The sequence below is a fragment of the Avibacterium sp. 20-126 genome (genome assembly GCF_044358625.1).
Lineage (GTDB): Bacteria > Pseudomonadota > Gammaproteobacteria > Enterobacterales > Pasteurellaceae > Avibacterium.
Genome location: NZ_CP091457.1, coordinates 154,626 through 167,639, shown reverse-complemented (window position 1 = coordinate 167,639; position 13,014 = coordinate 154,626). Strand labels below are relative to the sequence as shown.

The 13,014-nt window shown below is 38.4% G+C and carries 11 protein-coding genes; 6 read left to right on the top strand and 5 right to left on the bottom strand.

Translation table 11 applies throughout. The features are described 5' to 3' along the window. Positions 1 to 137 precede the first annotated feature (137 nt). From L4F91_RS00780 to L4F91_RS00760, 5 genes are all read right to left on the bottom strand, one after another. On the bottom strand, positions 138 to 1,265 hold the full coding sequence (locus L4F91_RS00780; RefSeq protein WP_395896700.1) for a sugar ABC transporter permease: 1,128 nt from the start codon (positions 1,263 to 1,265) through the stop codon (positions 138 to 140). Positions 1,266 to 1,267: 2 nt separating this feature from the next. Next, a complete protein-coding gene (xylG, locus tag L4F91_RS00775) occupies positions 1,268 to 2,782 on the bottom strand; it encodes a D-xylose ABC transporter ATP-binding protein (RefSeq protein WP_395896698.1) in 1,515 nt (504 codons plus the stop codon). Positions 2,783 to 2,855: 73 nt separating this feature from the next. Next, positions 2,856 to 3,854, bottom strand: coding sequence for a D-xylose ABC transporter substrate-binding protein (xylF, locus tag L4F91_RS00770; protein WP_395896696.1), 999 nt, complete (start codon positions 3,852 to 3,854; stop codon positions 2,856 to 2,858). Positions 3,855 to 4,067: 213 nt separating this feature from the next. Next, on the bottom strand, positions 4,068 to 5,483 hold the full coding sequence (nhaC, locus tag L4F91_RS00765; protein WP_395896694.1) for a Na+/H+ antiporter NhaC: 1,416 nt from the start codon (positions 5,481 to 5,483) through the stop codon (positions 4,068 to 4,070). Between the two features lie 11 nt (positions 5,484 to 5,494). Then, a complete protein-coding gene (locus tag L4F91_RS00760; RefSeq protein ID WP_395896692.1) occupies positions 5,495 to 6,661 on the bottom strand; it encodes a MalY/PatB family protein in 1,167 nt (388 codons plus the stop codon). Between the two features lie 275 nt (positions 6,662 to 6,936). On the opposite strand from L4F91_RS00760, the gene xylA reads away from it, so the two are divergent. The 6 genes from xylA to ruvX all read left to right on the top strand — a co-directional run bounded on the left by xylA (position 6,937) and on the right by ruvX (position 12,933). After that, positions 6,937 to 8,256, top strand: coding sequence for a xylose isomerase (gene xylA / locus L4F91_RS00755; protein ID WP_395896690.1), 1,320 nt, complete (start codon positions 6,937 to 6,939; stop codon positions 8,254 to 8,256). Positions 8,257 to 8,340: 84 nt separating this feature from the next. Next, complete coding sequence (gene xylB / locus L4F91_RS00750; RefSeq protein ID WP_395896688.1) at positions 8,341 to 9,786, top strand: xylulokinase; 1,446 nt, start codon at positions 8,341 to 8,343, stop codon at positions 9,784 to 9,786. 129 nt (positions 9,787 to 9,915) lie between these two features. Next, positions 9,916 to 11,097 (top strand): XylR family transcriptional regulator, encoded by a 1,182-nt coding sequence (locus L4F91_RS00745; protein WP_395896686.1) that lies wholly within the window; start codon positions 9,916 to 9,918, stop codon positions 11,095 to 11,097. Between the two features lie 100 nt (positions 11,098 to 11,197). Further along, positions 11,198 to 11,932 carry a 16S rRNA (uracil(1498)-N(3))-methyltransferase gene (gene rsmE, locus L4F91_RS00740; RefSeq protein WP_395896684.1) on the top strand — a complete coding sequence of 245 codons (735 nt, stop codon included), beginning with the start codon at positions 11,198 to 11,200 and terminating at the stop codon, positions 11,930 to 11,932. Between the two features lie 24 nt (positions 11,933 to 11,956). Then, positions 11,957 to 12,514 (top strand): YqgE/AlgH family protein, encoded by a 558-nt coding sequence (locus L4F91_RS00735; protein ID WP_250351118.1) that lies wholly within the window; start codon positions 11,957 to 11,959, stop codon positions 12,512 to 12,514. Beyond that, positions 12,514 to 12,933, top strand: a complete 420-nt coding sequence (ruvX, locus tag L4F91_RS00730; protein ID WP_395896682.1) for a Holliday junction resolvase RuvX — start codon at positions 12,514 to 12,516, stop codon at positions 12,931 to 12,933. The genes L4F91_RS00735 and ruvX overlap by 1 nt, the downstream gene beginning before the upstream one ends. The last annotated feature ends 81 nt before the right edge of the window (positions 12,934 to 13,014 follow it).

The following is a 13,014-nucleotide window of genomic DNA, read 5'->3' as shown; positions in this document are numbered from 1 at the left end:
ATTTTAACAGATTTTTTGCAAAGTGAGGGGGAAAAATGCGGTGGGATTTTTTTGTGTTTTTTAATAAAAATTTCATAAAAAACCACCGCACTTTATGATTATCACAAGTACGGTGGCATTATAAGAGCGTTTTTCAATTACATTTTCTTTTTACTCATTGTATCCATCCAAACAGCAAGTAGTAAGATGCCGCCTTTGACAATATATTGCCAGAATGTAGGGACATCTAGCATACTCATTCCATTATCTAACAGGGCGATAATGAATGCGCCAATGACGACACCATAAACACTGCCGATACCACCAGCTAAACTTGCCCCACCAATGACACAGGCAGCAATGGCATCAAGTTCTGCATTTTGTCCTGCAGAGGGTGCGCCTGCACCTAGACGAGCGCTTAAAATAAGCCCTGCAATCGCAACCATAAAGCCATTTAAAGAAAAAATAATTAATTTGACTTTCTCAACACTAATGCCTGACAATCGGGCGGCGTCAATATTCCCACCAATTGCATAAATATGACGGCCAAATGCGGTTTTTCTTGCCATAAACATTCCTATTACGGCTAACAATGCCAGTAATAAAACAGGGAATGGAATACCGCGGTAGTCATTTAATAGGTAAATGGCGCCCAAAATCGCTAAGGCAAATAACGCATATTTTAAGGTTTCTTGTGCGTTAGAAGGGACAGCTAAGTGTAAGTGCTTTCTTGCTTTTCTTTGGTAGATTCCCCAGCTCATAAAACCTAAAATCGCGATTGTACCAATCAAGAAGCCAGCGAGATCAGGCAAATAACCTTGTCCGATCATCGTCATCTCTGTGCTAATTGGGGAGACGGTTGTACCATTTGTTAAGCCAATTAAGATCCCTCGGAACGCTAACATTCCCGCTAAGGTAACAATAAATGAGGGGACTTTGCGATATGCAACCCACCAACCATTCCAAGCCCCAAACAAAATGCCGAGCAAAATAGTGGTAATAATCGTTAAAGACAGAGGCCAATCCCACCAAACATTTGTAATGGCAGCAAAGCCTCCCAATAAGCCCATTAATGACCCCACTGAGAGATCAATTTCTGCGCAAATAATCACAAAAACCATTCCAATAGCGAGGATTCCTGTGATGGAAGTTTGACGCAATAAGTTAGAAATATTTCTTGCACTTAAATATGCCCCATCGGTGGCGAATGAGAAAAATGCCATAATCACAATAATGGCAATGAGCATAATATAAACTTGTAGATTAATGGATTTTAGCTTAGACATAATTACTCCTTAAGTGCGGCTTCCATCACTTGTTCTTGCGTTAAATGATCGTTGATGAGATCGGCTTTGATTTGTCCTTGGTGCATCACTAAAACACGATCGCTAATGCCCAATACTTCAGGTAATTCAGAGGAAATGACGATAACCGCCACACCTTGTTTTGCTAATTGACTGATGAGTTTATAAATTTCATATTTCGCCCCAATATCAATGCCACGAGTAGGCTCATCTAAAATCAGAATTTTAGGATTGAGCAATAAGCATTTTGCTAAAATCGCTTTTTGTTGGTTTCCTCCACTTAAGCGTCCAATTGCTAAATCAGGGCTAGCAGTTTTTACAGTTAGTTTCTCAATAGATTGCTGAATGATGGTCTCTTCTAGTGGTTCATTAATGATATTGCCGAGCATACAATATTTTTTTAATGAAGAAAGCGTAATGTTTTTTCCTACTCCCATAATGGGTATAATGCCGTGTTTTTTACGATCTTCTGGCACCATAACAATTTGCTGTACAATGGCATCAGCACAATGGCGAATATGAATAGAATGGCCTTGTACAAAAATTTTTCCTTGATATTTCCCTTGATATGAACCAAATAGGCATTGTGCCATTTCAGTACGACCTGAGCCAACTAATCCTGCAACGCCTAATATTTCTCCTTTATGCAGACGGAAACTGACATTATCAACACGTTTAATATGGCGATTAATCGGATGCCAAGCCGAAAGCTGTTCAACGCGTAACATTTCTTCTCCGATAGGACGCGTTTCATAAGGGTAAAGTGAGGTAATTTCACGACCGACCATCATAGTAATGATGTCATCTTCTGTCATCAAGGCAGCAGGTTGCGTACCAATATGCTCACCATCACGGATAATACAAATTTTGTCAGAAATCGTTTTTACTTCATTTAATTTATGAGAAATATAAATACAAGCAATATTATGGGCTTTAAGATCTTGAACTAAGTTAAGCAGTATTTCGGTTTCTTTTTCAGTTAAACAGGCACTGGGTTCATCAAGGACTAATAAACGAACTTGTTTATTTAATGCTTTTGCAATTTCCACTAATTGTTGTTGCCCTAAACCTAATTCAGCAACCTTAATATTCGGATCGATGTCTAACTGAACTTGTTGTAAAATGGTTTTACAGCGTAGATACATTTCATTATCGTCCGTAATACCTAATTTTGTTCTTTCATTACCTAAAAACATATTTTCCAAAATGGTCATATTTTTAACTAATGTCAGTTCTTGATGAATAATTGCAATGCCTTTTTCTTCCGTATCTTTAATAGTTTTAGCGATTAAAGGTTCATTAGAAAAATAAATTTCACCAGAATACTCACCATAAGGATAAATACCACATAACACTTTCATTAAGGTAGATTTACCAGAGCCATTCTCGCCACAAAGAGAAAGAATCTCTCCTTCATTCAGCTCAATAGAAATATGATTTAATGCAGTAACATCACCAAACTTTTTAGTAATATTTTTCATTGATAATAATGTTGGCATACTAGAACCTCCTGATAAAGTGCGGTCTTTTTTTACCGCACTTTTTATACCGCTTTATTTCGCAGAAGTGAGATTATTTTTCAATTTGTGCTTTACTGTGGAATCCATCTTTAATAATGGTTTCTTCAATATTTTCTTTTGTTACGGCAATTGGATCTAATAAATAAGCCGGAACGTCTTTTAAGCCATTATTTAATACGGCATTTGATTCTGGTGTTTCATTTTTGGCTAATTGCACGGCGATTTCAGCTGCTTTATCCGCTAATTTAGTAATCGGCTTATAGACTGTCATCGTTTGCGTACCTTGAACAATACGTTTAATTGCAGCAAGATCCGCATCTTGTCCTGAAATAGCCACTTTTCCTGCTAACCCTTGCGCACTCAAGGCTTGAATTGCTCCGCCTGCCGTTGCATCATTAGACGCGACTACGGCATCAATATTATTTTTATTTGCAGTCAAGGCATTTTCCATAATTTGCAGGGCTTTTTCGGCTAACCAAGAGTCCACCCATTGATCGCCTACAACCTTAATTTTTCCACTATCAATCAATGGTTGTAAGACTTTCATTTGTCCTTTACGGAATAATTTTGCGTTATTATCAACAGGTGAACCTCCCATAAGGAAATAATTTCCTTCAGGTTTTACTTCAATAATACTTTTTGCTTGTAATTCACCCACTTTTTCATTATCAAAAGAAACATAAAAGTCTAAATCAGCATTATTAATAAGACGGTCATAAGCTAATACTTTAATGCCCTCACGTTTTGCTTCACCAATAATATTACCTAATACTTCCCCATTGAATGGAATAATTACTAAGACATCGACATTACGGTTAATCATATTTTCAATTTGTGATATTTGTGCTGTTGCATCGCCATTGGCAGATTGAACAAAAACTTTTGCCCCTAAACTTTCTGCTTTTTTCACAAAAATATCACGATCTTTTTGCCAACGCTCCAAGCGTAAATCATCAATGGACATACCTATGGTGAGATCTTTAGCGAGAACAGGATTGGTTAATAACGTTAAAGAAGCTGCAAGGGAAAGGAAAAGATGTTTGATTTTCATAATAGCACCTCATATTAGGTTAAATTAATGATAGTTGAGCGCAACAACTTATTCACTCAATCCCTAGTTTGCTGAGGTTAAATTAATAATTCAATTATCAGATTTATTAATCCTATTATGTTTTTTCTTTTTTGTGATGAAGTACACAATAATAAAAAAATCGTTATTTCTTATCAAAGAGATAACGATTTTTACTTATTTTACCTATTTAACTTATGCTTTATTTAATTTAGCAATACCAAATCCGGTGATCCCCCATAACATCGCAAATACGATACCACTCCAGCATAAAATTGCCCAAGGAAGATAAGATAGGGTCGCCACGCCAAGCGTTCCTGCCATATAAGCACCGGCTGCGGTCCAAGGTAAAATCGGCTCAATAATGGTTGCGGAATCTTCAGCCGTACGGCTTAAATTTTTTGGATGTAAGCCACGTTCTATATAAGCTTCGCGTAACATTTCGCCGGGAATTAAGATAGAAATTTGTCCATTACAAGTTACCCCAATCATCGTTAAACCACAAAGAATGGTGGTAAAAATTAAAGAGGCGGTTGAACGCACTAATTTTAATAAGTGTTTAATAATCACCTCTAAGGCACCGCTAAGAGATAAAATACCTGCAAATGAAAGCGCACAGAAACAGATCAATAATGTGCCCATCATTGAATTCATACCACCACGATTTAATAGGCGAGCTAAATCACTACTAACCTGAATATCATTAGGAATCATCGATACATTAAAACCATTCACAGCACTATTCACCACATCTGCTAAGGCAAACTTCTGAATAAAAATTGCATTGAGTATGGCAACAAAGGCAGACAGTAACATAACTGGAATGGTTGGTTTTTTGCTGATAGAACCCCATAAAATAATGGCAACAGGGATAAGTAATAAAATGACATTAAAGTGATAAACTTGTTCTAAACCAGATATCATTTCAACCACTTTTGCGGGTGTGGCGACATCATGTAAATTACCAGACATACCGTAAAAAATATATACAATAGCGGCAACGATAAAAGAAGGTAACGTAGTGTAAAGTAAGTGGGCAATATGCTCATATAAATCCACCCCCGCAGCTGCTGAGGCAATATTTGTGGTATCAGAAAGCGGAGAAAGTTTATCACCAAAATAAGCCCCAGCGACGACGGCACCGGCGGTTGCCGCAAGATTCGCATCTAGACCTATTGCCACTCCCATAAAGGCGACCCCGACTGTTCCTGCGGATCCCCAAGAGGTCCCCGTACAAACAGACACAATAGAGGTGAGTAATAAGGCAGTAATATATAAGAATTTAGGATCGATGACTTTTAAGCCATAATAAATCATCATTGGAATGGTTCCGCCAGCAATCCACGTGCCAATTAACAACCCTACTGTAATTAAAATTAAAAGTGCGGGCATTGTTTTGGCAATTTTTCCTGCAATAGCCCCGAGCATTTCATCATAACTATAGCCAAGATACTTCACTAATCCACCGGCAAAAACACAAGAAATGATCATTAATGGCTCAGGTGGTAAATCGAAAAAGGCATAACCTAATCCGAGTAAGATAAGCATGACCAAAATTGGTGATAATGCTTCCATTAAACTTGGTGTTCGATGTAATTTAGTTGTATTCATCGTTATTCCCCTTATGCTTGTTGTTTTAACCCATCTCGAAGTTGAATTAAAGCCTGTTGCAATAAAGCCCGTGGCATTGCAATATTCATTCGGAAAAATCCCATTCCTTCGATCCCAAAATCTGTTCCCCAAGCCAGCTCCAGTTGTGCAAGGTTGGTTATGCGATTTTTTAATGTTGCTTCATCTATCGCTAATTTTTTATAATTCACCCATAGCAAATAAGTTCCTTCAGTACAAACCACATCGAATTGTGGTATTTCTTGGGCAAAAAAATGTGTTACGAATTGTTTATTTTCAGCTATTTCATTTTTAATTTGTGTTATCCAGCTATCACATTGTTGATATGCCACCATAATAGCTGGAATAGAGAAATAATTAGGATTATGGATGCCAAGCTGCAATAAAGTGCGGTGTAATTTTTCTCTAATTTTACGATTATGAATTAACAGATTTGCAATTTCTAATCCCGGAATATTGAATGTTTTTGCTGGAGAGGTGCAAATCATAGAATGATTTTTCACATAAGGCGTAATGCCCGCAATAATTTGGTGTGCTTGTTGGGTAAAAGTAAAATCAGCGTGAACATCATCAGAAATAATAAAAACCTGATATTGTTCGGCTAATTGTGCAATTTTTTGTAATTCTTCAAATGTCCACACTCTCCCTGTTGGATTATGAGGGGAAAGTAAAATAAATGTTTTAGCTTGCTTAAAGCAGTCTTCCAATTTTGGAAAATCAATATGATAACCATTATTTTTATAGACTAAAGGACAGGTTAGTAGCTCACGTTGGTTATCGGTTATGATATTGGTAATAGGGGAATAAGATGGCGTGAATAAGCAAATTTTATCAGCCGGTTGTGTGAATTCCCGTAAATAAATGGCAATGCCCTGAATAATTCTGGGACAAAATACAATCTCATTTTTATCAACGGAATAATGATAATGGCGTTTAATATAGTTTGCGACGACGTCAAAATAATTTTCAGGTAATAATGTATAACCATAAATTCCCGTTTTATTTGCTTTATCAAGTGCTTCAATCAATGCTTGAGGGGCAGGTAAATCCATATCAGCCACGGACATTGAAATATAGTTTTCGCCTCGATAATTATGCCACTTCGCACTATATTGTTCGATGCGTTCAGCTATTTGTTTTTTATAGGCTTTATGTGTCATATTCTTCTCCTTGTTTTAGAATTAGAAATACCCAGCTGATTACATAGCAAATTTAAACGCACTAAACGCATTTTTATTTTCTCCTAAGGTTAATTTAAAGTTTGCTTCTCTGTTTTACTATTCAGAAAATTAATATTGCTATTATGTTTTTTCTTTTTTGTGATCTTCTGCACAATAAAGAATAATCTTAATGAATAAATAAAATAACGTAATTGCTCCCTTTGCATTTTTAGTGAATGATGCGAATGAACTTAATGCAATAAGGAGAAAGAACGATGACAAACTATTTTGATAAAATTGATAAAATCCGTTATGAAGGGATAAACTCAACCAATCCCTTGGCATTTCGTTATTATGATGCCAATCAAGTCATTTTAGGCAAAACAATGGCTGAGCATTTGCGTTTAGCAGTTTGTTATTGGCATACCTTCTGTTGGAATGGTAATGATATGTTTGGTGCTGGCTCGCTTGATCGTCATTGGCAAAAAAATAGTGATCCGCTTGCTGGGGCAAAACAGAAAGCGGATATTGCGTTTGAATTTTTTACTAAATTAGGTATTCCTTACTATTGTTTCCATGATGTTGATATTGCGCCAGAAGGAAACTCCTTTAAAGAATATTTATATAATTTCCATACCCTTGTAGATGTTCTGGCTCAAAAACAAGCAGATACAGGCATAAAATTATTATGGGGAACAGCGAATTGCTTTACTAACCCACGTTATATGGCGGGGGCTTCGACCAATCCAAATCCAGAAGTCTTTGCTTGGGCCGCCGCACAAGTTGTCAATGCAATGAATGCAACCCAAAAATTAGGTGGTGAAAATTACGTATTATGGGGCGGTCGAGAGGGCTATGAAACCTTACTTAATACCGATCTAAAACGGGAACGTGAGCAAATAGGACGTTTTATGCAAATGGTTGTTGATCACAAGCATAAAATTGGTTTTAAAGGCACATTATTGATTGAACCAAAACCGCAAGAACCAACCAAACATCAATATGATTATGATGTTGCAACGGTTTATGGATTCTTAAAACAATTTGGTTTAGAAAATGAAATCAAAGTGAATATTGAAGCGAACCACGCCACACTTGCCGGCCATACATTCCAACATGAAATTGCAAGCGCTTATGCTTTAGGTATTTTTGGATCTATTGATGCAAACCGCGGTGATCCTCAACTTGGCTGGGATACCGACCAATTCCCAAATAGTGTTGAAGAAAATACATTAATTATGTATGAAATCTTGAAAAATGGTGGCTTTACTACAGGGGGATTTAATTTTGATGCCAAAATTCGCCGCCAAAGTTGCGATCCTTATGATTTATTTTATGGGCATATTGGTGCTATTGACGTACTTGCTTTATCACTCAAACGCGCAGCTAAAATGCTTGAAGAACAGCAATTAGAAAAAATTGTTGCGCGGCGTTATGCAGGTTGGGAAGGTCAATTAGGACAGGAAATTCTCTCTGGTCAAGCCTCTTTAGCAAGCCTTGCTGAACTTGTTGAACGCCAAAATCTAAATCCTCAACCAATTTCAGGTCAGCAAGAATATTTAGAGAATTTGGTTAATCGTTATATTTATGACTAATATTAAGGATTAAGAAACGCGAATAATAAGGCTTGTAGGATATATAGCAATCTGCAAGCCTTTGTCCTATCAAAAGGAGTGATTATGTATATTGGTATTGATCTCGGCACCTCTGGGGTAAAAGTTGTATTACTTGATGAACAACAGCGTATTCTCGCCACCACACATCATCCTTTATCTGTTTCTCGCCCACATTCACTGTGGTCTGAACAAGATCCTGAAACTTGGTGGCAAGCAACAGATCACGCAATGCTTAACTTAGCACAACAACATCCGCTTAATGATGTTAAAGCCATTGGTTTAACCGGGCAAATGCACGGTGCAACATTACTTGATAAGCAAGATCAAATTCTTCGCCCTGCTATTTTATGGAATGATGGGCGTAGTGCAAATGAGTGTCTGGAATTAGAACAAAGCGTCCCCGAATCTCGTCAAATTACTGGTAATTTGATGATGCCGGGGTTTACCGCGCCTAAATTAAAATGGGTAAAAAAGAATGAGCCTGCATTATTTGCAAAAATTAACAAAGTATTATTGCCAAAAGATTATCTCCGTTTAAGAATGACGGGGGAATATGCCTCTGATATGTCAGATGCCTCAGGAACAATGTGGCTTGATGTTGCACAACGCCAATGGAGTGAGCCTCTTCTCAATGCTTGCGAACTCAGTATTGAACAAATGCCGAGATTATTTGAGGGCAATCAAATTACAGGCTATTTACGTCAAGATATTGCTCAACAATGGGGAATGAAATCCGTTCCTGTTGTGGCAGGTGGTGGCGATAATGCAGCAGGTGCAATAGGAATAGGGCTGTATCAAGCTGGGCAAGCAATGTTGTCATTAGGAACATCAGGGGTTTATTTTGTAGTAACGGATCAATTCAGCGCCAATCCACAAAAAGCCGTGCATAGTTTCTGCCACGCCCTCCCTGAACGTTGGCATCTGATGTCGGTGATTTTAAGCGCCGCTTCTGCGATTGATTGGGTAAAAAATATTACGGGAATTCGCGATATCGCACAACTCTTCAACCAAATAGAACACTGTAAAACCCCTTCCGATGCGCTTTTTTTACCTTATCTTTCTGGTGAACGTACGCCGTATAACGATCCTTATGCCACAGGAGTATTCTGGGGACTCAACCACAATGATGGTGCGATTACTATGGCGAGAGCAGTGCTTGAAGGCGTTAGTTTCGCCCTTGCTGATGGTATTGATGTTTTACACGAAACAGGCGTAGAAGCAACGAGTATAAGCCTTATTGGCGGAGGAGCAAAAAGTGCCTACTGGCGACAATTATTAGCAGATATTACGGGGAAAGTATTTGAATATCGCACCGGAGGAGATGTTGGACCAGCTCTTGGAGCAGCCAAATTAGCCCAAATTGCACTAAATCCAATGCAACCGCTTGCTGACTATTGTAAACCACTCCCGCTTGAAAATATCTATCAACCAAATAGCCAAATTTATCAGCAATATCAACAAAAACGAGAAAAATATCATCAACTTTATCAACGATTAAAAGGGCTTTAAGTCAGTAAAATCAAGTGCGGTGTAAAAATGGGCTAAATTTATACCGCACTTCAAATGAAAACAAACGGTTTAATTTTTTCTAAATTTCGTTATGCTATTCATCAAATGGAGATAGGTAGGAACGGAAATATGCAACATACAGGAAAGTTTTATCGTATCGCACTACTTTTTAATGCTAATAAAGTTTATGATCGCCAAGTTGTCGCAGGTGTCGGTCAATATTTACAGGCCTCTCAATGCACGTGGGATATTTTTATGGAAGATGATTTTGTTTACCATAAAGAAACCATCCAACGCCTTTCCATTGACGGAATTATTGCTGACTTTGATGATCCAGAAACCGCCGAATTACTGAAAAATATAGATGTTCCCCTTGTCGCCGTGGGCGGCTCCTACCAAAATCCTGATTTTTATCCACATTTCCCTTATGTTGCTACCGATAATTACGCATTAATTGAAACCGCTTTTTTACATCTCAAACAAAAAGGATTAAATCACTTTGCTTTCTATGGCTTACCCACAGAAAATCAGCAAAAACATTGGGCGATTGAACGGGAAAATGCGTTTATTCAATTAATGCAAAAATACGCTTATCCTATCCGCCTTTATCAAGGCGAACAAACCAATTCACAAAATTGGCGCACAGCACAAGAAAAGTTAATTCAATGGATTCAATCACTTCCGCAACATACGGGGATTATTGCGGTTACCGATGCAAGGGCAAGGCATCTATTACAAGCCTGTGAAACAGCGAGAATGGCGGTACCTGATCAATATTGTGTAATTGGTATAGATAATGAAGAAATTATACAATATCTCTCTCGCATTTCCCTGTCATCCGTCTCTCAAGGCACAAAACAAATTGGTTATCAAGCAGCAAAATTATTACACCATCAACTGAATCACCTGCCTGTTAGCAATAAACCCCTACTTATTCCCCCATTAGGCGTTGAAGAACGCAATTCTACTGACTATCTTTCTTTATGTGATCCTCTCGTTATACAAGCGATGCATTATATTCGACAACGTGCGTGTCAAGGGATAAAGGTTGAGCAAGTACTAGATCATTTAAGAATTTCGCGTAGTAATTTAGAACTCCGTTTTAAAGCCGAAATGAATAAAACCATTCATCAAATTATTCATCAAGAAAAAATGAAAAGAGCCATTCATTTACTACGATTTTCTGATATTGCAATTACTGAAATTGCCGAAGTGTGCGGTTACCCCTCCTTGCAATATTTTTATTCTGTATTTAAAAAAGAACAGGGCAATACGCCCAAAGCATTTCGGGCATATTGGCAAAATAAATAATCCTTTATTATTCCTCAAATAAGGAAAAGTGCGGTGCTTTTTCCCAAAGTTTTTTTGATTTCTGATATGATAAACACCCCTTAATTAACAGTAAGAAAAAATGCGAATACCAAGAATTTATCACCCTACTTCTCTGCAGCAACAAACTCAGTGTGAATTAACGGAAGAAGCGGCAAATCACGTTGGGCGGGTGTTGCGAATGCAGGAGGGGGATCGCCTTGAATTATTTGATGGCAGTAACCATATTTATCCTGCTGTGATTACGCAAGTGAGCAAAAAAGCCGTGGCGGTGGAAATTTTAGATCGCCAATTTGATGATCGGGAAAGCCCGTTGCACATTCATCTTGGGCAGGTGATGTCCCGCGGTGAGAAAATGGAATTTACTATTCAGAAATCCGTTGAACTTGGTGTGAAGGTCATCACGCCATTGTGGTCGGAACGTTGCGGTGTGAAGTTAGATGCGGATCGTATGGCGAAAAAAATTCAACAATGGCAAAAAATTGCGATTTCTGCTTGTGAGCAATGCGGGCGAAATGTGATCCCTGAAATTCGCCCGATGATGAAATTAGAAGAATGGTGTGCCGAGCAAGATGGAATGTTAAAGTTGAATTTGCACCCAAGAGCGAAATATTCTATTCGCACCTTACCCGCCCTACCCGCTGAAGGTGTGCGCTTACTGATTGGCTCAGAAGGGGGCTTGTCGCCACAAGAAATTGCTCAAACCGAGCAGCAAGGTTTCTCGGAGGTGTTGCTTGGCAAGCGGGTGTTACGAACAGAAACCGCGGCATTAACGGCAATTACCGCATTACAAGTTTGCTTTGGGGATTTAGCCTAATCCCTTAAATTTAGGAAAGAGAATATGCAATTACAAAACCATTTTTTAATCGCAATGCCCCATTTGGAAGACGATCATTTTTATCGTTCTGTGGTATATCTTTGCGAGCATAATGAACAAGGCGCAATGGGATTGGTCCTTACCCAGCCAACGGATCTGAGCATTGCAGAATTATGTATTAAGATGAATTTTATGATGGCGGATAACCGTAAATATCCCGATGATCTCGTTCTTGCAGGCGGTCCAACCAACCTTGAACGGGGCTTTATTTTACACACAGAAAGTGCCAAACCCTTTATGAATAGCCATAAAGTAGCTGATAATTTATGGCTGACGACCTCCGCGGATGTGATTGATACACTTGGCACACCACAAGCTCCAGAAAAATGTCTAGTAGCATTAGGTTGTGCAAGTTGGTCGCCAGATCAATTAGAAAGGGAAATTGCTAATAATGATTGGCTTGTTGTACCAGCGAATGAACATATTTTGTTTGATGTCCCTTATTTAGAACGCTGGTTAGCTGCCAACCAATTATTAGGTATTCAACAGCACAATTTTGCTTATCAAGCGGGGCATTGTTAATGGCTATTACCGCACTCGCCTTTGATTTTGGTACAAAAAGCATCGGTTGTGCCGTCGGGCAAAGTATTACAAAGTCTGCGCAACCTTTGCCAGCCTTTAAAGCACAAGATGGAATTCCCAATTGGGAAGCCATTGAAAAATGCTTAGCTGAATGGAAACCTGATAAGGTAATTGTGGGCTTACCTTTAAATATGGACGGCACAGAACAGCCCCTCACCCAACGGGCAAAAAAATTCGCAAACCGTTTACACGGGCGATTTGGCGTAACGGTGATCTTACAAGATGAACGCCTTACCACCACGGAAGCGCGCGCAGAAATTTTCCAACGTGGTGGCTTTAAAGCCTTAGAAAAAGGCAAGGTCGATAGCATTTCTGCCTGCATTATTTTAGAAAGTTGGTTTAACAATTTTGAAGAATAATACTTTAAAAACAAGGTATTATGCAGAGTTTATAAAATATTACTAACTCTGCACGTTCTTTTTTGCTTATTTTTCACCTCA